At 43.1% G+C, this 21,850-nt stretch carries 15 protein-coding genes; 7 read left to right on the top strand and 8 right to left on the bottom strand.

Features of this window, described 5'->3' with window-relative positions:
• Positions 1-10: 10 nt before the first annotated feature.
• The 6 genes from RMX98_RS23710 to RMX98_RS23685 form a co-directional block, all read right to left on the bottom strand.
• Entirely contained in the window at positions 11-2,047 is a 2,037-nt protein-coding gene (locus RMX98_RS23710; protein WP_322679225.1) for a serine/threonine-protein kinase, read from the bottom strand.
• Between the two features lie 439 nt (positions 2,048-2,486).
• Positions 2,487-3,536, bottom strand: a complete 1,050-nt coding sequence (locus RMX98_RS23705; RefSeq protein WP_322679226.1) for a serine/threonine-protein kinase — start codon at positions 3,534-3,536, stop codon at positions 2,487-2,489.
• A 617-nt stretch (positions 3,537-4,153) separates the two neighbouring features.
• Positions 4,154-4,714, bottom strand: a complete 561-nt coding sequence (locus RMX98_RS23700) for a hypothetical protein (protein ID WP_322679227.1) — start codon at positions 4,712-4,714, stop codon at positions 4,154-4,156.
• Between the two features lie 126 nt (positions 4,715-4,840).
• Positions 4,841-6,064: a type II secretion system F family protein gene (locus RMX98_RS23695; protein WP_322679228.1), complete on the bottom strand. Its 1,224-nt coding sequence runs from the start codon at positions 6,062-6,064 to the stop codon at positions 4,841-4,843.
• Positions 6,065-6,155: 91 nt separating this feature from the next.
• On the bottom strand, positions 6,156-7,283 hold the full coding sequence (locus RMX98_RS23690; protein ID WP_322679229.1) for a type IV pilus twitching motility protein PilT: 1,128 nt from the start codon (positions 7,281-7,283) through the stop codon (positions 6,156-6,158).
• 107 nt (positions 7,284-7,390) lie between these two features.
• Positions 7,391-9,394, bottom strand: coding sequence for a GspE/PulE family protein (locus RMX98_RS23685; protein ID WP_322679230.1), 2,004 nt, complete (start codon positions 9,392-9,394; stop codon positions 7,391-7,393).
• Between the two features lie 465 nt (positions 9,395-9,859).
• Between RMX98_RS23685 and grpE the strand changes: the two genes are divergently transcribed.
• The 6 genes from grpE (at position 9,860) to RMX98_RS23655 (ending at position 16,927) form a co-directional block, all read left to right on the top strand.
• Entirely contained in the window at positions 9,860-10,606 is a 747-nt protein-coding gene (grpE, locus tag RMX98_RS23680) for a nucleotide exchange factor GrpE (RefSeq protein WP_322679308.1), read from the top strand.
• 227 nt (positions 10,607-10,833) lie between these two features.
• Positions 10,834-12,792: a molecular chaperone DnaK gene (dnaK, locus tag RMX98_RS23675; RefSeq protein ID WP_322679231.1), complete on the top strand. Its 1,959-nt coding sequence runs from the start codon at positions 10,834-10,836 to the stop codon at positions 12,790-12,792.
• A gap of 645 nt (positions 12,793-13,437) precedes the next feature.
• A complete protein-coding gene (gene dnaJ, locus RMX98_RS23670; RefSeq protein WP_322679232.1) occupies positions 13,438-14,568 on the top strand; it encodes a molecular chaperone DnaJ in 1,131 nt (376 codons plus the stop codon).
• Positions 14,568-14,825 (top strand): sulfurtransferase TusA family protein, encoded by a 258-nt coding sequence (locus RMX98_RS23665; protein WP_322679233.1) that lies wholly within the window; start codon positions 14,568-14,570, stop codon positions 14,823-14,825. Before dnaJ ends, RMX98_RS23665 begins: the two co-directional genes overlap by 1 nt.
• The gene (rsgA, locus tag RMX98_RS23660) at positions 14,822-15,961 is read left to right on the top strand and encodes a small ribosomal subunit biogenesis GTPase RsgA (protein ID WP_322679234.1); all 1,140 of its coding nucleotides are present in this window, start codon (positions 14,822-14,824) and stop codon (positions 15,959-15,961) included. Before RMX98_RS23665 ends, rsgA begins: the two co-directional genes overlap by 4 nt.
• 204 nt (positions 15,962-16,165) lie before the next feature.
• On the top strand, positions 16,166-16,927 hold the full coding sequence (locus tag RMX98_RS23655) for a Uma2 family endonuclease (RefSeq protein WP_322679235.1): 762 nt from the start codon (positions 16,166-16,168) through the stop codon (positions 16,925-16,927).
• A 322-nt stretch (positions 16,928-17,249) separates the two neighbouring features.
• On the opposite strand, the gene RMX98_RS23650 is transcribed toward RMX98_RS23655, so the two are convergent.
• Positions 17,250-17,387 (bottom strand): hypothetical protein, encoded by a 138-nt coding sequence (locus RMX98_RS23650; RefSeq protein WP_322679236.1) that lies wholly within the window; start codon positions 17,385-17,387, stop codon positions 17,250-17,252.
• Positions 17,388-18,021: 634 nt separating this feature from the next.
• Here RMX98_RS23650 and RMX98_RS23645 point away from each other — a divergent pair.
• Entirely contained in the window at positions 18,022-19,611 is a 1,590-nt protein-coding gene (locus RMX98_RS23645; RefSeq protein WP_322679237.1) for a glycoside hydrolase family 57 protein, read from the top strand.
• Positions 19,612-20,431: 820 nt separating this feature from the next.
• Here the strand turns inward: RMX98_RS23645 and RMX98_RS23640 are convergent.
• The gene (locus RMX98_RS23640) at positions 20,432-21,715 is read right to left on the bottom strand and encodes an ankyrin repeat domain-containing protein (RefSeq protein WP_322679238.1); all 1,284 of its coding nucleotides are present in this window, start codon (positions 21,713-21,715) and stop codon (positions 20,432-20,434) included.
• Positions 21,716-21,850 lie beyond the last annotated feature (135 nt).

The following is a 21,850-nucleotide window of genomic DNA, read 5'->3' as shown; positions in this document are numbered from 1 at the left end:
TAGTTCCCCCTCACTGAAACAACCGCCAAACCTTAATAGTGTTGTCTTCACTACCACTGACAAGGGTTTTGCCATCAGGGCTGAAGGCGACGGATGTCACGGTGTTAGTGTGCCCCGTTAATGTTAGAATTTCTTCTCCTGTGGCTAAATTCCACAGTTTGATGGTGCGATCGCGGCTACCACTAGCAAGAATTTTACCATCAGTACTGAAGGCTACGGTTGTAATAGTGTTACCATGTCCCGACAATGTACGAATTTCTCTTCCGGTAGCTAAATTCCAAAGTTTGATGGTGCGATCGCGGCCACCACTAGCTAAAGTTTTACCATCTGGGCTAATAGCCACGGTTGTTACTGTTTGAGAATTTCCTTCTAGCGTGCGGATTGGGTATCCCTTTGTTAAATTCCAGATTTTAATCGTCTTGTCAAAACTTCCACTAGCCAAAATCACGCCATCGGGGCTGATAGCTACTGAACGCACCCAAAATGTATGCCCTGCTAGTGTCCGAATTTGCTCTCCTGTTGCCAAATCCCAAATTTTAATCGTGTTATCATCACTACCAGTAACCAGAGTCTCGCTATCAGCACTAATGGCTAGGGCATGAACTGAATCAGAATGCCCCATAAGAGTGCGAATTTGTTTTCGCGTTGCCAAATTCCAGATTTTGATGGTGTTGTCATCACTGGCACTAACCAGAAGTTTGCCATCTGGGCTAATTACCACCACATTCACCCGTTGAAAATGCCCTTTGAGTGAAGAGATTGGTTTTCCAGTTGCGAGATTCCAAAGTTTGATTGTGCGATCGTCGCCACTGCTGGCAATGGTTTTGCCATCGGGGCTGATGGCAACAGATAAAACTGAGTTTTCGTGTGCTTGGAGGGTGTTAGTTAGGGAAACCTTACCCAAAGTAATCTTTAGTGGTTGACTTAAAAGGGCTTCATCTTTGCCAGAACTATTATGCTGACTCAACCTAGAGACTAGACTAGTCTGAATCTGGCGAAAATGTTTATACCAAGATTCTCCAAAGCCGAACAACATAATCAAAGCACTTATTAAGATTAAAATTCTTAGTAAGGGATAACTTTTTGGTAAAGATGGCGCTCTAGTTGGTGGTATTTTCCCAGACGATTTTCCGGCTGGTGGTAGTGCCAGGAGTTGTTTTGGAGTCAAGTCTCTGAGAACTTCATCGGCTGACTGGTAACGTTCATGGATATCTTTTTTCAAAAGTTTATCAATGACAAAATCCAACTCAGGATTTAATGGACTCCGCAAATATTCCCGCCAATTATTCACCCAGGCGTACCCAGATTCCATCCACAACTGAAAGGGCGAATTTCCCGTTAGCAAATGAAAGCAGGTAGCCCCCACACCGAACAAGTCACTCGCGGGAAAAGCTTTACCATCTCGAATCTGTTCTAGCGGAGAATAACCATGTGAACCAATGGATGTACCAGATTTTTGCTGAACTTTGGCAGTGAATTGTTTTGAGGAACCAAAATCAATCAGGCTTAATCGCCCATCACTTTTATGGCGGATAATATTTTCTGGCTTGATGTCCCGATGAATGACTTTGCGATCGTGGATAAATTTCAGGATCGGGAGTAAATCTAGCAAAATAGATTGGATTTCCCTGGCGTTATAAGATTTGCGCTGTTCCAATTCCTTTAATAAATTCTCCCCATTGATAAACTGCTGCACCAAATATAGGCAGCCGTCTTGCTCAAAGTAAGCTATCAAAGTCGGAATTTGGGGATGTTCCCCAAGGTCTTGTAGTCGCTGCGCTTCTTCAGCAAACAACTCCATCGCCTTTTTTTGCGACCAAGTTCCTTGGAATTTTGGAGCTAATTGCTTGATAACACAACGTTCATTGAGTTTATCTACATCTTCTGATAGATAGGTTCTGCCAAATCCCCCCTCATCTGAAAGGACTCGGATGACACGGAAGCGATTTCTTAAAAGTGACACCAGTGGGGTGCTACAACTTTGGCAAAACTTCTTTCCATTAGGATTCAGGGGATTTGAGCAATCGGGATTTAAGCAGCAGATCATGATCTGACAGGCGCGACTGCATGACAACTTAGGCTAAGTTTGCCCCGAACTTTCCCTTAAGAAAATTGACTCTCGCTTACTGGTGGTAGAAAACCCTGTTCTGGGGATTGGGGAATTACTTATATAGTTAGCGTTTGTAAATAGTAGTCCGTCTTCCTCTTATGTGGAAAACTACGAGAGCCATAAGATTAATTATTCTATCTATTATATAATAATCTGAATATAAATATTTTTATTAAATATTAAACATCGTAATTTTGCTTGTATATTAGCAAGCGATAATTGACTAAGTATTGAAGATAAACCCTGATTGATTAGTCATTACTGACTAGCAAATATAGTTAAAATGATTACTAAATTTATTTTGGATATTTTGAATTGTCCATAATTAATTATTCATTTGATACTTTAGGTAAAAAAAGACTTCAACTTAAATGTACTACCTTCTTTCCTTAAGCTTTGCTCTCCATTGCCGAATTGCACTAGCAGTTCTGGCTACAGGTGGCACGTATACATCATAATTTTCGTGTTGTGCAATACTTTTATTATTCAATTTTTGGGTAGTTAGACAGTTAGCTAAACTGGGCAAGTAACTGTCATTACCTAAAGCTTTGATCACTTCATCAGCAGTCTTAAACCGATCTTCTAAGGTAATTTTCACCATCTTTCCTAAAATCTGGGCGAAACTGTTGCTAATATTTACCTGTTTTTGCCAACATATTTCACCAGTATTTGGGTCATAATCCAATTCTAAAGGACTTTTAGCAGTCAACATATAAATACAAGTTACACCTAGTGCATAAATATCACTGGCATAAACTGGACGTAGAGAAAACTGTTCAGGTGGTGCAAATCCCTTAGTTCCAATAAAATTGGTATTTGCAGCTTGATTAATTGAATTTTCACAAGCATCAACTAATTGCTCTTTCACCGCACCAAAATCAATCAACACTACCCGCCCGTCATACTCACACCGCAATAAATTCTGGGGCTTAATATCCCGATGAATTACATGATGTTTATGAAGATACTGTAATACAGGTAATAATGCCTGTAAAAACTGTTTAACTGCGGCTTCACTTTTGGGCCCAGTTTGCTGCACTTCCCGTGCTAAAGTCAAACCAGGTACGTATTCTTGAATTAAAAAAAACTCACCATTCGCCTGAAAATAGTCTAGTAGCATGGGAATTTGCGAATGACTACCGAGTTGACCCAAAGTTCTTGCTTCTTTTTCAAAGCGCATACACGCCCTTTGCCAACTTTGGGGGCTACTCACTTTCGGACAAAGCTGTTTAATCACACATAGGGGATTGCCAGGTAATACAGCATTTTTGGCTAAAAACGTGATGCCAAAACCACCTCTACCCAAAATTTGCAGTATTTCATAGCGATCGCGAAATAACCGTTTAGAACCACACATCTGACCCAACTGAGTTTGTTGTGAAATGCTCTCTTGAGAATTTGTTATTTTCTGAGAAAAGCGATTCATTAGTATAAAATATCTGCTCTAAAATGTCTCTAATCTTACGACAAATATTCTCAAAGAACAGTAATATTACTGTATCTTTGCCAAATCCTCATTGCTTTTCTATTAAAAATTCAAAAATTGAGAAGTCAGGAGCAGAGTCTCCAACTATGAAGCTCTAGTCAGAATTAGAATTAATCAGTGGGAGATAATGTAACCGAGAGCCTATGCCAACGAGTCTGCGTACCCTCACCGTGGGAGCAATGCGATGAGAGTGAGGTGGGCAAGCAGGGGAGGCAGGGGACGCAGGGGAGGCAGGGGACGCAGGGGAGGAGAAATAAATCAAGTGTATTTTGAAGTATTTAAGGAATTTTTTGGTTGAGGCAGCCAGGGGGGAAGAGAAGAATTACTGAACAATAAGCCTCTTTTTTCCACTGCCTCCCCTGCTTATCCGAACCGTATTGCACGTACCCCTACAATACAAGCAAGTTAAAGTTACGTGCAGGATCTTTAAAAGCCCCACTAAATCTATGATTTAGTGGGGCTTTTAAACCCATCTATACATCCGCCAATCAGACTTCTTATCTCTTTGTGTTCTTTAAAAGTTTGTATAAGTACTCACTGTTAATTCCTAACTTTTTCTAAGCTGGTGGAATTTCTGGAGAGAAAATATCTGTGAAATTTTCCTCAAGCAGTAAATCTGGTGTTTGCATAATAAATGGGAGTTCTGCTCCCACAAGACCTCTTTGGATGCGTTCTAAAGTCTCGCTAAAAACGACAAACAGAGGATATATAGTATTAGCTCCTTCACTCAAAATATGACTGTGACGGAGAGGCATCAACCACTCATAATCATTGTCCAAAAAAACTTGGGTTTGTCGCCAACGTCCTAATAAATCAGAAAAGTCTTCGTGAGCACGATGAATAAAGACTAAAATTTCAGCTCCAGTTTTGATTTTCCACTCTGGATCGCACATCAAAATTGCCACATCACAAGGTAAGCAAATCGTTTGTGGTGCAATTGTACCAGTGTCGCGAAGCCGGACAATTGGCAAAGGTATAGTGATAACACTTTCATCTGGACGACGCAAACTGGGGATCATCTCCAAGTATGGCCGATATTGCTTTAGTAAGGCGATCGCACTTAGATGATTGCTATACTCTGCTAAACTCGCTTCATAATGAGATTTTTGCACAGTCATAATTTATTAAATAGTGAGGATTTAACCATAAAATTAATCAGTTAGAAGTTAAGAATAAAAAGTAAACAGTTTCATACCCTAACTTCTAACCGGAAGCGAACCATCTTTGCCTTTGCTCCTAATCCCCTATCCTAGTTTTTCAAATACCGCAAACATAGGCAAATACATTGCTAACAAAATGGTTCCAACCATTCCCCCTAAAACTACAATCATCACTGGTTCCAAAATACTGGTCATTGCTTTTACTGCTTGCTCGACTTCATCTTCATAGAAATCGGCAACCTTCATTAACATTCCATCTAATTCTCCAGTTTCTTCCCCAATACTAATCATCTGAATTGCCATAGCCGGAAAAACGGCATCTTTTTGTAAAGCAATGCTAATCATACCTCCTTGTTGAATCTCCATACGGGCTGCGTCTATGGCATTGGCAATCACTTGGTTTCCTGATGTATCTCGGACAATTTCTAAGCAAGTTAAAATTGGTACACCTGAACGAGTCAAAGAACCAAAAGTCCGACTAAAGCGGGCAACCGAAGACTTTTGAATTAAGTCACCAAACAATGGCATTTTAAGAGAAAAACGATCAATTGTGATGCGACCAACAGGAGTTTTACTGTATTGTGTAAAAGCAATTTTCAATCCTATAAGAATACCTAGAAGTACGAAAGCACCCGGACTTCTTAAAAATTTACTGGCATCCATCAAAAATTGCGTTAGAGGCGGTAATGAGATTCCAATTTGTACAAAAATCGTGGCAAAAATGGGAATCAGAAAAATGGTCATACCGAGAAAGATAGCAACTGCGATAAAACCTACGACCGTTGGATAAGACAATGCTGATTTAATTTGGTTTTGTAAGCGGGCAACATCCTCTAACAACTTAGCTAAACGATTTAATACTTCGTCTAGAACACCACCAACTTCGCCAGCCTGAATCATACTCACATATAGTCCATCAAAACAGTCAGGATGCTTCCGCATTGCCTCTGAAAGATTCATTCCGCTTTGAACATCAGTGCTAATTTCCACAAGAGCTTGTTTCAATTTAGTATTACTACACTGTTCGGAAAGTACCCCCAGACTTCTAACGATCGCAACACCCGCATTCATCAAAACGGCAAATTGACGCGAAAAAACGGCTTTGTCTTTTACAGAAACCTTAACTAAGGAATTTTGGAAGTTTTTGAAGGCAACATCTGGCTGAAATCCCTGAGATTGCTTGAGTTCTTGAATTACAAAACCTTGATCTCTGAGATTAGTACGAGCTTGTACCAAGGATTCGGCAACAATTTTTTCTGTTCGAGATTTTCCTTGCGAATCCCGAACACGGGCAACGAAGTTTGGCATAAATAAATTCAAAATAGTTGTTATTCATTAGGGATAGGGCATAAGTTATTTCTTCCTCACTCCCTCGTCTCCCTTATCATCCCTACTTCTTTTAATGCGCTTTGGCAGCCGCACCAGGTTTCGCACCTGCTGCTTGCGGTGGTACAGAAGTACCGATGAGACGTTGAATTTCATCTGGCTTGGAAGTCTTAGACATCGCCGCTTCAAAAGAAATCGTTCCAGCTTTGTAAAAATCAGCTAAAACCTTCTCCAGAGTTTGCATTCCCAATTTGCCACCAGTTTGAATTGCTGAGTAAATTTGAGATGTTTTGCCTTCTCGAATCAAGTTAGAAATAGCAGGAGTAACAACCAGAATTTCTTGAGCCATCACCCGACCATATTCACCGGGTTTAGGGTTTTTCTTGGATACCAAAGTCTGGCTAAATACCGCTACTAATGAGTTAGATAACTGCACCCGCACCTGGGTTTGTCTTTCATGGGGGAAAACGTCGATAATCCGGTCAACTGTCTGGGCGGCAGAACTAGTGTGGAGAGTACCAAATACCAAGTGTCCTGTTTCTGCGGCGGAAATCGCCAAAGAAATCGTTTCCAAATCGCGCATTTCTCCCACCAGAACAATATCTGGATCTTCCCGCAAAGCTGCTTTCAAAGCATTAGCAAAACTCTTGGTATCTTCACCCAGTTGCCGTTGGTGAACCAAGCTTTTAATTGGTTCGTAGACGAATTCAATTGGATCTTCCACCGTTAAAATATGCTCTGCCTTGGTGCGGTTAATCAAGTCAATCATTGCCGCTAGGGTAGTAGTCTTGCCGGAGCCTGTAGGGCCTGTCACCAGAATTAACCCTCTGGGCTTATCTGTCATTTCCCGGACGATATCTGGCAAACCTAATTTTTCAAAATTAGGAATCTTAGAACTTAATGCCCGTAAGCAAGCAGCATAAGAACCACGTTCTTTATAGACATTGACCCGAAAGCGAGCCAAACCTTTAACACCATAAGAACAATCCAACTCCCAATTCTGCTCTAAGGTTTTACGTTGGGTATTGTTGAGCATACTAAAAATTAGCCTTTGACATTGGTCGGCTGTCAATATATGCTCACCTATGGGTGTGAGTTTGCCACTGATGCGGAAGTAGGGAGGCAAACCTGCGGATAAATGCATATCCGAGCCACCCAATTCAATCAATTGCTCCATCAGGTCTTCGATCATCATTTCCATAGTTCTGCTTCCTTGTAATATTTGTTATTTGTTATTTGTTATTTGTCCTTTGTCACTTGTTTAAAGTTACTAAGCATCATTTAATAACTAATGACTAATGACTAGCCTTAAAACCGAGGTGTCATACAGTAAGGACAATCCAGCCATTCTTGTTTCAAAGTGGCATCGCAACTCCGGCAGGTAAGACCAGTTTTGCGTTTGGCTTTTAACTCTGCTTCCAAGCCAGTATCAGTAAAAGTTACTCGTTCTACTTCTTCTAGCGTGGTGGAACCTTGACGCACTAAGTCCAAACTATAGGCCAGCAAGGTTTTCATGCCCTCTTCTATTGCCACTTCCTTGATGCGTTCCGTGGGTGCATCTTCGTTGATGAGAGTTTGCAGGTTTTCGGTGACTCGCATGACTTCATAAACACCACAACGCCCTTTGTAGCCGACACCATTACATTTTGAGCAAAGGTGATTTTTGGCTTTGGCATCTGCGATCGCATCTAATGTCAAGGTATTAGCTTTATAGAAGGTGACTGCTACATCTGAGGAAGCTGATAAACCGTAACGAGCCAGTTCCTCGGTTGTGGGAGTGTAGGGAATACGACATTCAGAACATACGCGCCGCACCAAACGTTGAGCTAAAACGCCAATTAGGGAACTAGAAACCATGAAAGGCTCAATCCCCATTTCTCCCAAACGTGCGATCGCACCTGGGGCATCATTGGTATGTAAGGTAGTTAATACTAAGTGACCGGTCAAGGCAGCCTCAATTGCTGTTTTTGCTGTTTCCTTATCCCGCGTTTCACCCACCAGTAGCACATCTGGATCTTGCCGCAAGAAAGCCCGCAACGCCGTAGCAAAATCTAAGCCTTTTTCTCGAATAACTTGTACTTGAGTAATCCCTGGAAGGCTGTACTCAATTGGGTCTTCCACAGTACTGATATTAATTCCGGGATCATTCTTTTCTGAGAGTGCAGAATACAGTGAAGTTGTTTTCCCAGAACCAGTTGGTCCAGTTACCAAAATCAGACCAAAGGGACGGCTAACCATATCCTTGACAATATCCAAAGTTTCTGGATCGGTAATTAACTTATCTAATCCCAATTGAGTAGAGGAGTTATCCAAAATCCGCAGCACCACCTTTTCCCCGTAGCGACTGGGTAAGGTATTCACCCGGAAATCCACTTTGCGTCCCTCAAACAACCTGCGGATACGTCCATCTTGGGGTAAACGGCGTTCAGCAATGTCTAGATTGGAGATGATTTTAAATCGGGCTGTCACCGCCGGGATGATCTTTTTCGGTAGGGGATCGAAAGCTTCGCGTAGTACGCCATCCTTGCGAAAGCGAATGCGTAAGTTTTCTTCTTGCGGTTCGATATGAATGTCAGAAATCCCTTCATGCAAGGCTTTAGCCAGGATTCTGTTAACTAGGTTGATGACTGGGGCATCCTCTGCACCCTTCATCGCCGCCCCTAAATCAGCCTCCATTTCTTCAGGAGCATCCGAAATATCCAGATTTCCGAGGTTTTCTAAATCCTGATTAATATCTGTAAACTTCTCTTGTTCCAGATGCTTTTGCTTAACAGCCATTTCATCCAGGTATTGGTTGATTAGCTGTTGGTAGTCTTCTTGGGTAATCACCATGCGCTGCAATGCCAAGCCTTGGGGGCGCAAGATGCGATTCAGGTCATCGGAAGCCTCTAGATTATCTGGAGCGACCATCGCCACTAAGACTGAGGGCGGGGTTTGGTCTTCGTGTTTCGATAGTGGTACTAAACGATGGCGACGGCAGATATCCACTGGGATGAGGGTTTCAATCAGGTTCCCCATCATCGTGTTGCCAACGGAGCTGACTTCCGGATCGAGGAATTCAACTCCATATAGTATTTTAAGTTCAAATAGCTGCTGTTTTTTATATTGCCTAAGCAACTCAGGCGATAGTTGTTGCCCAGTGATTGACTCTAGTACTTCTGTTAAGGGTCTGCCAGATTTGCGGCTTTCAATTAGTGCCTGCCTCATCTGTTCGGTATTGACATAGCCAGATTGTACTAGCTTGTTGCCAAAGGGCGAAAACTCTGTTCTGGTAGTTAGAGCGGTACTGCGCCGATGTGCTGACGAGTTCATAAATGAGCAATTGATTTGGGGAAACCTCTGCTTAAAGTATTCCCAGCCTGGGAGACAGAATTCTCATTTCCCAAAAAAGTCTTAAGTTATGTCACTTTTCTAACAAAATGCTGCGCGTAATTTGCTTCTTTGTTCACGAAGCATCCTTTAGGGAAAGAGTACGCTCCTAATTCAAAATTAAAGATATTATTGCCTACGGCAGGCTCTTCGCGTTCAGATGGGAATTTATAAATAGGATGAGAGGCAAGTCACATTCAGCGTCACTCTTCCAAATTGATCGTTCGGGTTCCCGCCTTAGTAGTGTTTGGGCTAACGTGTTCACCATTTGTCACAATAAGAGGACGGTTACATCACTTCCAGGAACTTGTTGGCTAATAAAATCAGCCTCAGTGGCACGTCGTGGATGACGACGGTTGCAAGCTGTGGAGATACACTGCCATAAATAGCATCTGGAATGAATAGACAATAATGGATGAAAATAAACAGATAAACAATACAAGCCAGCAATTGGGTGAACCAACAGAGGTAAAGCAAGCAATGATGAGTGACTCCCCAGCCCAAATTAATTTCAATGAATCTGGTAGCGAGGTGACAGAAGACGTGGCAGCACAAACTAATATATCGGGAGATACAGCTCCGAACTCAGAAATTGGTGTCCCTGCAACCGAGAGAACTGGAGTGGAAACAGCAGCTTTGGCAGAACTGACTCAACAAAACGAGTCTCTCAAAACGCAATTAGAAGAGCGTAGTACTCAATATATGCGGATTGCGGCTGATTTTGAGAATTACCGGAAACGTACTAGCAAAGAAAAAGAAGACTTAGAGTTGCAGGTGAAGCGGAATACGATTTTGGAATTGCTACCAGTAGTCGATAATTTTGAGCGGGCGCGATCGCACCTCAAACCGCAATCTGATGGCGAAATGACCATGCACAAAAGTTACCAAGGCGTTTACAAACAATTAGTAGATAGTCTAAAGCGCTTGGGTGTATCACCAATGCGTCCTGAAGGTCAAGAATTTGATCCTAACCTGCATGAAGCAGTAATGCGGGAACCTACGGATGAACATCCTGAAGGAACAGTGTTAGAAGAGTTAGTGCGTGGATATTACTTGGGCGATCGCGTGCTACGCCATGCAATGGTCAAAGTAGCTGCTCCCAAGGAAGATAGCCCTGTTGCACCAGAAGATCAGTCGAGTCAAGCCTTCAGTTAAGCTGTAATCGCTCGCCTCGCTGACCAAAAGTGCCTGGGTTCTAGCAAGGACGAGCATCGCGTACCTAAATAAAGACAAGGCTTTGGATAACTCTCTGTGTTTAAACTTCTGACGTTGCTACCAGCAACAGGATTTCCACAGACGTTATCCGCTAGCCTTTGTTTTTAGCAAAAAAGTTAGTCCGCGACAAATTACAGCAGAAAAACTCGGTAAAAATACTGTTAAATATGGGAAAAGTTATTGGGATTGACTTAGGCACTACTAACAGTTGCGTCGCAGTTTTGGAGGGCGGTCAACCACTTGTGATCTCCAATTCTGAAGGTGGACGAACTACTCCAAGTATTGTGGGATTCGGAAAGAGTGGCGATCGCTTGGTTGGTCAATTGGCAAAACGCCAAGCTGTAACCAATGCTGAGAACACAATTTACAGTATTAAACGATTTATTGGGCGGCGTTGGGAAGACACTGAAACAGAACGCGATCGCGTCCCCTACAACTGTATTAAAGGTCGAGACGAGACTGTTGATGTCCAAATTCGCTCAAAAAACTATACCCCACAAGAATTATCTGCCATGATCCTGCAAAAACTGAAGCAGGATGCGGAAAACTTCTTGGGTGAGGAGGTAACACAGGCAGTGATCACCGTACCAGCATATTTCACAGATGCCCAACGACAAGCAACTAAAGATGCTGGCACAATTGCTGGGCTAGAAGTCCTGCGAATCATCAATGAACCAACAGCTGCTGCTTTGGCTTTTGGATTGGAAAAGCAAGACCAAGAGCAGCTAATTTTAGTATTTGACTTAGGAGGCGGTACATTCGACGTATCGATCCTGCAACTTGGGGATGGCGTTTTTGAAGTTAAGGCGACTTGTGGTAACAACCACTTAGGTGGAGACGACTTTGATAATGCGATCGTGCGTTGGATGATGGAACGCTTCCAGCAACAAGAAAAAATTGACCTTTCCCAAGATAAAATGGCACTGCAACGCCTGCGGGAAGCTGCGGAAAAGGCAAAAATTGAACTCTCCAGTATGATGAATACATCGATCAACTTGCCATTTATCACAGCCGATAACACGGGGCCAAAGCATCTGGAGATGGAACTTAGCCGTTCTAAATTTGAAGAACTTGCAGGAAAATTAATTGAAGCGACGATCGAACCAATGATCCAATCGCTCAAAGATGCCGATCTCAAACCATCAGCCATAGATCGGATTATTTTAGTAGGTGGTTCTACACGTATTCCCGCAGTCCAAAACGCGCTGATTAAGTTTTTCAATGGCAAAGCTCCCGATCGCTCCATTAACCCTGACGAAGCCGTAGCATTGGGAGCAGCTATTCAAGCAGGTGTGTTGGGCGGCGAAGTCGATAATCTCTTACTATTGGATGTCACCCCCCTGTCCTTGGGAATTGAAACCTTGGGTGAAGTGTTCACCAAAATCATTGAACGCAACACCACAATTCCTACGAGTCGGTCACAAGTTTTTTCCACCGCAGTTGATGGGCAAACCTCAGTGGAAATTCACATTCTCCAAGGGGAACGGGCAATGTCACGAGATAACAAGAGTCTCGGCAAGTTTCTGTTAACAGGAATTCCCCCATCACCCCGTGGTGTGCCACAAATTGAAGTATCCTTTGAAATCGATGTCAACGGTATCCTGAAGGTTTCAGCTCAAGATAAAGGTACTGGTAGAGAACAGAGTATTCGAATTACTAATACAGGTGGTTTGAGTAGCAACGAAGTCGAACGGATGCGGCAAGAGGCCGAACTTTTTGCTGAAGAAGATAGAAGACGTAAAGAACTGGTTGAACTCAAAAACCAAGCAGATAATTTGTTGTTCAGTTATGAATCTACCATCAAGGATAATAGCAATTTCATCGGCGACCAGATGAAAACTTTGGCCAGTGAAAAAGTTTCCCAACTCCAAGCTGCAATGATTGATTCCAGCATCTCCACTGTGGAATTTAAGCAGCGCTTAGACGATTTTCAACAAACCCTGTTTGCAATTGGTGCTGATGTCTATAACCGAGCTAACAACCAAAGTGATGAGATTGAGGAGGCTTCAGCTAGTCTCTTTACCCCAGAAGTAGACTCACCAATGAATGGTACACTCATACCACAATTCAACTTTGATTTTGACGAAGAAAGTACCGCACAAGCTGATTATGAGGCGATAGATTAGGGGTTGGGCATTGGGTATGGGGGCATTGGGCATGGGGCATTGGTCAATGTTTTCTTTCGCTGCTCCCTAGCTTTCAGTCTCTAATACCCAAAGTAGCAAATTTTTATTAAGATACTTTAATATATCTAAATATTTAGATTTAGCGAAGTTTCACAAGACCCCAGGGGTTTGCTAGATTGTAGAAGCAAATTACTTTGAGCTAAGCACATGTGCTAGTTAAAATGTACTTCCATTGCATAAGGGTGGTTTTCCACACCTAATGGTGCGGCTAGCCCCTCTGGTTGATGGGCGAGGTTTTCCTCTCCTACGTAGCACAATTGTAAAAGAGACAGCCGACTCGGCAGTGAGAAGTCTGAGCAGAGGCTTTCGCTGCTTTAACTTCTATAGCTTTTGTCGTCTCACACGAGGAAAGCATCTGTTGTTCAAGATTTGTCGGTGATTTTTGTAAAAGGTAAAGGGTAAAATCAGTTATTAACAAAAATTAATTTTATCTTCTGCCTGTCCTCCGGCAAGCCGCCCTATAAACAGATACTGTATTGCTCTTGCATATCTGTATGTAAAACACTTTTCCGTAGGGTAGCAAGTGACCGTGAATGACGTTCTACTGACTTCTGCTTTCTTCCTTCTAACTTTTACCTTTGCTATATGGCCCGCGACTATTATGAAATCCTGGGTGTCTCTCGTGACACCGACAAAGAAGAAATCAAACAAGCCTATCGCCGTTTAGCCCGGAAGTATCACCCAGATGTGAACAAAGAACCGGGGGCGGAGGATCGCTTTAAAGAAATTAACCGCGCTTATGAGGTACTCTCAGAGCCAGAAACCCGCGCTCGTTACGATCGCTTTGGCCCAGAAGGTGTATCAGGTGCTGCTGGCGCGGGCTTTCAAGATGTCGGCGATATGGGTGGTTTTGCCGATATCTTTGAAAGCATTTTTAGTGGTTTTGCTGGCGGTATGGGTGGCCCCACGCAACAAAGACGGCGCAGTGGGCCTGCGAGGGGCGATGACTTGCGGCTAGACCTAAAGTTAGACTTCCGGGAAGCAATATTTGGTGGCGAAAAAGAAATTCGCATTTCCCATTTAGAAAATTGTGAAGTATGTAGCGGTTCTGGTGCTAAACCTGGAACTCGCCCTCGTACTTGTTCGACTTGTAGCGGATCGGGTCAAGTACGCCGTGTCACTAGAACACCCTTTGGCAGTTTCACCCAAGTCTCGACTTGTCCTACCTGTAATGGTACAGGGATGGTAATTGAAGATAAATGTGATGCCTGTGATGGTAAGGGTGCCAATCAAGTCACCAAGAAACTCAAAATTACCATTCCAGCTGGGGTGGATAATGGCACACGCTTGCGGATTTCTAGTGAAGGCGATGCTGGCCAACGTAATGGGCCGCCTGGGGATTTGTACGTTTACTTGTTCGTCAATGAAGATGAGGAATTCCAACGGGATGGCATTAACATTCTCTCGGAAATCAAAGTTAGCTACCTGCAAGCGATTTTAGGTTGTCGGTTAGAGGTAAATACGGTAGATGGGCCAGTGGAACTGATTATTCCAGCAGGAACTCAGCCGAATACGGTGATGAAACTGGAAAATCGCGGTGTACCCCGTTTGGGTAATCCCGTAAGTCGTGGGGATCACATGCTGAACGTATTAATTGATATTCCCAATAAAGTCACCCCAGAGGAGAGGGAACTGCTAGAGAAGCTGGCTAAAATTAAGGGGGATCGCACTGGTAAAGGCGGTCTAGAAGGATTCTTGGGAAATTTATTTAAGTGATGAAGCCCTCTTCTGTTTTAACTCCCGATGCTCAACTTGATTTACGCGGCACCCCTTGCCCGATTAATTTCGTGCGGACAAAATTACGTCTGGAGAAAATGCCATTGGGAGGTTTGCTAGAAGTTTGGTTAGATCCAGGTGAGCCAATTGAGCAAGTTCCTGATAGTTTGGCAATGGCAGGTTATCAGGTAGAACAAATTACAGACTGCATTAGTTATTTTTCTCTATTAGTACGCCGTCCAGTTGCTGGCCAATGACAGGGGAAATTTCTGCTGCAACTGGACGATTATTGGGTACAGTGGTAGCTGTACAAGCTAATTTTTACCGAGTAAAGCTAGATCGAGAGGATGAAGAGCAGAGGATCAAGGAAGTAGAGGAGAAACTGAATTTAAATGCCCCCCTGCCCCTCTGCCCCCCTGCCCCCTTGCCTCCTTTGCTGCTTTGTACTCGCCGAACACGCCTGAAAAAAATCGGCCAACAGGTGATGGTAGGCGATCGCGTTGTGGTAGAAGAGCCAGATTGGGCTGGGGGACGCGGAGCGATCGCTGAGGTTTTACCCCGCCAAAGTGAATTAGATCGTCCGGCGATCGCCAATGTCAACCAAATCCTTTTGGTATTTGCCGTTGCCGATCCACCTTTGGAACCTTATCAACTGAGTCGATTTCTAATTAAAGCTGAGTCTACTGGTTTGGATGTGCTTTTATGCTTGAATAAAAGTGATTTAATTTCAGCCCTAGAACAGCAGCAAGTTAGCGATCGCCTCCTTGGTTGGGGCTATCAACCAATATTTATCAGTGTTAAAGATGGTATAAATACTGACCAAGCAAATAAATATTTAAGCAATAAAATTACTGTAATCGCTGGGCCTTCCGGCGTTGGCAAATCTAGCCTAATTAATACGCTGATTGACTCTGTTGAACTGCGAGTCGGAGAAGTTTCTGGCAAATTAGCTCGTGGTCGTCATACCACTCGTCATATAGAATTATTTGAGTTGCCTAGCGGTGGTTTGCTTGCAGACACCCCTGGCTTTAATCAGCCTGATATGGATTGCATACCAGAAGAATTAATCCATTATTTCCCAGAAGGAAGAAAGCGGTTAGCAGTTGCTAGCTGTCGGTTTAGTAATTGTCTGCATCGAGACGAGCCTGAGTGTGCAGTGCGGGGAGATTGGGAACGCTATGAACATTATTTAGAATTTTTGGATGCTGCGATCGCTCATCAAACTCAGCTGCACCAACAAGCCGATCCAGAATCTAGCATGAAGTTAAAAAGCAAAAGCAAAGGCAAAGGGCAGAGTCAATACGAACCTAAGTTAGAAAGTAAAAAATATCGCCGGATTTCCCGCAAGACTCAGTTACAGGACTTGCAGGAATTATATCGGGATGAGGAATAAGTGGTGCGATGTCTACGATGGTCACTGAATCTCGACTCACTTCGACGCCGCTCAGTGCAAGTCGCTCGATTTCCGCGCAGCCGTACCACTTCGTGGAAGCAAGCTACGCGGAGCGTCTCGTAGAGAAGTGCGGGCTGCGCTTACGCATTCATAATGCAAAGGTTGGTCACGATAGCATATATACAAATAGAAAAAGTATCTTGTATGTCTCAGCCCCTTGCCACCACCCCTAGTTTACAAGATGTCACTGAGAGTATAATTTTCCCACCAGGTGATATCTATAGTGACGAACCCCCCTTGGAATCTGACTTACACCGCGAACAAATTGATTTACTCATCCGCCTGATTAAATCGTGGTGGCGCGATCATCAGGATTTTTATGCTACCGGCAACCTGACAATCTATTTTAGTCCCAACCAGAAAAAGTCAGAAGAATTTCGTGGGCCGGATTTCTTTGTGGTTTTAGATACAGAGAAAAAAGACCGCAAAAGCTGGGTTGTGTGGCAAGAAGACGGCAAATACCCCAATGTGATTATTGAACTATTATCTAATTCCACTGCCTCGGTTGATAAAGGTTTGAAAAAGCAAATATACCAAAATACATTTCGCACTCCAGATTACTTTTGGTTTGATCCAAATAACCTAGAATTCCAGGGATTTCACTTAATTGATGGGCAATATCAAGACCTTGTACCCACTGAGTCAGGTTGGTTGTGGAGTCAGCAGTTAGGGCTGTATTTGGCAGTATATTTGGGCAAATTACGCTTCTTTACACCAGATGGACAGCTGGTGATGTTGCCAGAGGAAGAATCCAATCAACAGTTAGAGCAGGTAAACCAACAGTTAGAGCAGGCAAATCAACAGTTAGAGCAAACAAATCAACAACTAGAACAAGAACGTCAACGGGTCGCAATATTGGCAGAACGTTTACAAGCCGCAGGTATTGATCCTGAGCAAATATTCTGAAAAATAGAATTTTCTCTCTAAACTAGGTATGGAAAAATAATACTATAGTAATCCGATTTGATTCCTGAATTAAGGAGTGAAAACCGGGGACACAACGACTGCGCGGTAGTTGAATCTCGACTCGCTGGTCGATCGCGAAATCACATCATCATTGTTTCCAGGTTTCGGGCTTCGAGTTCAGCATTTTTTGCATAATTCTAGCGTAGGCATTGCTCTTCAAAGGATGTCTGAAAAGTTTTTTGTATATACCTAACCCTTGGAGATCCCCCTAAATCCCCGATCAATTGGGGGACTTTAAGACTCTTATTCCCCCCTTTTGAAGCTACGGTGTACACACAAGTTTCTTAACCTGCAATGGCATTGCATCGACTAACAATGGCATTGCATCGAATAACAATGGCATTACATCGACTAACAATGGCATTGCATCGACTAACAATGGCATTACATTGACTAACAATGCTATTTCTCTCGTTCCGATACTTTGTATAAGAATGAGTTAAGCCCAATCAAGCTAGGTTTTTAGGACTTGTGTGTACACCGTAGCCTTTTGAAGGGGGTTAGGGGGCAATACAGTTCAGTTAAGCTTTTTTCTCTCCCCCTGCTTCCCCTGCCTCCCCTGCCTGCCTTAACAGACCAGCCGGCCGTAACAGATAAATTTGCTTAAACCCAAGCGTATTGGGTTAGGGGGGAGCAACAAATATTTGATACTTCTCAGACATCCTCTCAAACTCAACTTCACTGAAGAAGGCAAAATTCCAAATTCAAAATTTGTACCCTTACAGGGAAACAAGCTACGCGCGCGTCTTGTAGAAAAGAGAATTTCAAAAGTGGATTTAAACCATTCGACAAAATAATTCGCAATTTATAATTAAGTTTTGTCACAGAAATTGAGGCGTTCGACTCAACGCTCACCTCGCAGCTCGCCAAAAAATTTGCCTTGCCGCTTTTAGAAGCAGAAGACTTAAACACCCAGATTTGTTAATTGAAAACTGTTATAAATCTACTTTACAATCCCCATAAAGTCTTAAAATATTGTTAATTTCTGCCAAACCTCTCGACCTTCAACTTACAAGTATCACCCCAAAATCACTATGGCTATTGGCTACGTCGCGCTTGTACTCCACGCACATCTGCCCTTCGTTCGTCACCCGGAAAGTGACTACGTGCTGGAGGAAGAATGGCTCTATGAAGCCATTACAGAAACCTACATCCCTTTATTGAAAGTATTTGAAGGCTTAAAGCGAGACGGTATCGACTTTAAAATCACGATGAGTATGACACCCCCTTTAGTGTCAATGCTTCGCGATCCTCTGCTTCAAGAACGCTATGAAGCACACTTAGCTCAATTAGAAGAACTTATAGCACTAGAAGCAGAACATAATGTCAACAACGGACATCTTCGTTATTTAGCCGAACATTACGTTACTGAGTTTAGCGAAGCGCGTCAGCTATGGGAACGCTACGGCGGTGACTTGGTGACAGCTTTTAAGAAGTTCCAAGACAGTAACAACCTGGAAATCATTACTTGCGGCGCTACTCACGGCTATTTACCGTTGATGAAAATGTATCCGCAAGCAGTGTGGGCGCAAATTCAGGTAGCCTGCGAACATTATGAGCAAACCTTTGGACAAGCACCCAGAGGCATTTGGTTGCCTGAATGCGCCTACTATGAAGGCTTAGAGCGGATGCTAGCCGATGCTGGGTTACGCTACTTTCTCACTGATGGGCATGGCATCCTTTACGCCCGTCCCCGGCCGCGCTTTGGGACTTATGCCCCAATTTATACAGAAACTGGCGTTGCTGTCTTTGGTCGAGATCATGAATCTTCCCAACAGGTATGGTCTTCTGAGGTTGGCTATCCTGGGGCGGCGGAATATCGGGAATTTTACAAGGATTTGGGCTGGGAAGCAGAATATGAGTACATCAAGCCCTACATCATGCCTAATGGTCAACGGAAAAATACGGGCATTAAGTATCACAAAATTACAGGGCGTGGTTTAGGTCTATCAGATAAGGCGCTCTACGATCCATATTGGGCTAGGGAGAAGGCAGCAGAACACGCTGCTAACTTTATGTATAATCGAGAGCGACAATCTGAACATCTCTATGGTATAATGCAACGACCGCCAATTATCGTTTCGCCTTATGACGCAGAGTTATTTGGACATTGGTGGTATGAAGGCCCTTGGTTCATCGATTACTTATTCCGCAAGTCGTGGTATGACCAAGGAACATATCAAATGACTCATTTAGCAGACTATCTGCGTGAGCAGCCAACTCAGCAAGTCTGTCGTCCTTCGCAGTCGAGTTGGGGTTTCAAAGGTTTCCACGAATATTGGTTGAATGAAACGAATGCGTGGGTTTATCCGCATTTGCACAAAGCGGCTGAACGGATGATTGAAATTTCACACTTGGAACCAGAGGATGAGTTGGCAGAAAAAGCATTGAACCAAGCAGCGCGGGAATTGTTATTAGCACAATCTTCCGACTGGGCTTTTATTATGCGGACGGGAACTATGGTACCTTATGCAGTCAGACGGACGCGATCGCACCTAATGCGGTTTAATAAGCTCTATGAAGACGTTAAAGTTGGCAAAGTTGACAGTGGTTGGTTGGAAAAAGTCGAATTAATGGATAATATCTTCCCCAAAATCAACTATCGCGTCTACCGTCCGTTATAGTCGCACAAAAAATAATCAAAAGTATTAGGGTGGGCATTGCCCACCCTATATTAGTAGTGAGGAGCTTTTATTTTACGCAACAACAAAGAAAGCCTTAGCCCTCGTAGGGGTTTGTCAAATCACCAAAAATTCCCAATCGCGTAGGCGTAGCCCGCACTTCGGCTACGCGGAAATCGAGCGAAGTCGAGATTCAGTGACCACCGTAGACATCGCTTTCATTGAGTATCCAATCAGGAGTATTAGGCGGAACTTCTACAGCTTCGTGTTGAAAAAGCAAGGGTTTGGAGATTGCTTCACTTCGTATTTACCACAGTGATTCTATGAAATTTAATTTTTTATTTATTTTTTATGGGAATTGCCGTAGCGATCGCCTAAATGGTTGCACATCAACCTTTCTTAGTTAGTTGTTTGTATTTCCCCTTTAGGATAATACATCAAAAATGATCCTTAGAATACTTTTCTGTTCAAGTAAAAACTATATATTTTGCACATCTAGCACAGTAGGAAACGCTAAGGGGGAGAGCAGGTAAAAAGTAAAAGGTACAAGGTAAATAGTAAAAGGTAAATTTACTTCTTCATTTTTGCTTTCTTTCTATCCTTGTGACGCAAGCATTTAGCCTGCTCCCTCTTAGCGTTTTAATTTTTACTTTCTCCGCCGTAGCAAGTTCACAACAGCTACGACGGAGTTTTGCTTTCTTTGTTTTTTAAGTTTAGAACTGGTTGTTATAAACTCCCTAAGTATTCAATTTGTTTACCTTCATTTAATGAGTTGTCAAGATATTTCTGAAAATATTTTAGATAAAGAATTTAGATGGCTATTCTATTCTTGCGCTCCAGCTTTTTGCAGACTCCGCACTACATTCTTATAACCATTAAATTCTGCAATCATCAAAGCAGTATAACCACCCCGGTTTTTCAAATTCACATTTGCCCCAGCTTGGAGTAATACCTGCACAATTTCGTTATAACCTGCTGAGGCAGCCCACATCAGTGATGTTGCCTTCGCTGAGTCTTGAAAATTCACATCTGCCCCCTTTGCCAGCAACAAATGGATAATCTCTGTGTGCTTACGTTCGGTTGCTTTGATCAAAGCAGTTTTGCCATTATCTCCCGGAATGTTAACATCAGCATCATAGTCTAACAACACTTTCACTGTTTGGGTGTGTCCTTGTGATGCAGCCAACGTCAAAGGTACTTCACCGAGATTTTTTCCATTAATATCTCCTCCAGAACGCAGTAGTGCCTCGACAATTTGGCTATGTCCTTGCAATGCTGCTACAAGCAGTGGTGTATCACCCAGGTGGTTGCTAATGTGAACATTTGCGCCTTTGTTAAGTAACACTTGCACGACATCAATGTAACCTTCCACAACGGCAAGGTGTAAGGCGGTTTCACCATCTTGGTCTTGGAGATTAATTTCGGCACCTCGATCTAGTAAAGCTGCTGCAATCGCACTATGTCCAGCTGCTGCCGCCGCCGATAGGGCAGTTCCACCATCAGGGTTTTTCAGATTCACATCAGCCCCTGCTGCTAGCAGTGCTTCCACAATCTCCAGATGTCCCAAGTCTGCCGCTAGCATTAAGAGTGTCTCACCCTCTTCATTTGGGATATTGACATCGACATCAGTTTGGAGAATTGCTTGTAAAACTTCTATTTTTCCCTGCTTAACGGCAAGTTTTAACGCAGTATCATCATCTTTATCTATGATATTAACTTGGGCACCAGCAGCCAATAAAACTCGCACTATATCGATATAACCTTTGAGTACTGCTGCCATTAAAGCTGTGCTGCCATCTTCATTAGTGGCATTAACATCAGCACCTCTGGACAATAAAAGTTGCACAATGTCAAGTTGTTTGGCACTAGTAGCCAACATCAAAGCCGTCAAACCATAGAGTTTTCTGGGCAAGTTGATATTTGCCCCAGCATCCAGCAGCGATCGCACAATTTCGGTATAGCCTAAATTAGCAGCAAACATTAATGCTGTGGTGCCAAGGCGATCGCACGCGTCCACCCTTGCACCAGCAGCCAGTAACGCACATAGCCCCTTGATATCGCCACTTTTAGCAGCTTTTAGCAGCAAAGTATCGTTGTTTTCAGTCATGAATGAGATCCCACACAGGGGGTTTGTTCGTCTACCCTCAAAATTTAGTCTGAGATTGTTTATCCACTTTGGCAAGAGGGTGAAGGAAAATAGTCAGGAATATACAAGAGTCTCTTTATAATTTGTGCAACATTA

It is taken from the genome of Nostoc sp. DedQUE02 (assembly GCF_034531035.1).
GTDB lineage: Bacteria > Cyanobacteriota > Cyanobacteriia > Cyanobacteriales > Nostocaceae > Nostoc.
The sequence above is the reverse complement of the archived record's forward strand: the minus strand, read 5'-3'. Positions and strand labels throughout refer to the sequence as shown.

What these genes read in the sequence shown, in the direction of transcription:
- RMX98_RS23655 (WP_322679235.1), top strand. Translation starts at nt 16,166, where the DNA reads ATGTCTCAGCCCCTTGCCACCACCCCTAGTTTACAAGATGTCACTGAG.
- rsgA (WP_322679234.1), top strand. Translation starts at nt 14,822, where the DNA reads ATGACAGGGGAAATTTCTGCTGCAACTGGACGATTATTGGGTACAGTG.
- RMX98_RS23645 (WP_322679237.1), top strand. Translation starts at nt 18,022, where the DNA reads ATGGCTATTGGCTACGTCGCGCTTGTACTCCACGCACATCTGCCCTTC.
- RMX98_RS23700 (WP_322679227.1), bottom strand. Translation starts at nt 4,714, where the DNA reads ATGACTGTGCAAAAATCTCATTATGAAGCGAGTTTAGCAGAGTATAGC.
- RMX98_RS23705 (WP_322679226.1), bottom strand. Translation starts at nt 3,536, where the DNA reads ATGAATCGCTTTTCTCAGAAAATAACAAATTCTCAAGAGAGCATTTCA.
- RMX98_RS23710 (WP_322679225.1), bottom strand. Translation starts at nt 2,047, where the DNA reads ATGATCTGCTGCTTAAATCCCGATTGCTCAAATCCCCTGAATCCTAAT.
- RMX98_RS23665 (WP_322679233.1), top strand. Translation starts at nt 14,568, where the DNA reads ATGAAGCCCTCTTCTGTTTTAACTCCCGATGCTCAACTTGATTTACGC.
- dnaJ (WP_322679232.1), top strand. Translation starts at nt 13,438, where the DNA reads ATGGCCCGCGACTATTATGAAATCCTGGGTGTCTCTCGTGACACCGAC.
- RMX98_RS23690 (WP_322679229.1), bottom strand. Translation starts at nt 7,283, where the DNA reads ATGGAAATGATGATCGAAGACCTGATGGAGCAATTGATTGAATTGGGT.
- RMX98_RS23640 (WP_322679238.1), bottom strand. Translation starts at nt 21,715, where the DNA reads ATGACTGAAAACAACGATACTTTGCTGCTAAAAGCTGCTAAAAGTGGC.
- dnaK (WP_322679231.1), top strand. Translation starts at nt 10,834, where the DNA reads ATGGGAAAAGTTATTGGGATTGACTTAGGCACTACTAACAGTTGCGTC.
- RMX98_RS23695 (WP_322679228.1), bottom strand. Translation starts at nt 6,064, where the DNA reads ATGCCAAACTTCGTTGCCCGTGTTCGGGATTCGCAAGGAAAATCTCGA.
- RMX98_RS23685 (WP_322679230.1), bottom strand. Translation starts at nt 9,394, where the DNA reads ATGAACTCGTCAGCACATCGGCGCAGTACCGCTCTAACTACCAGAACA.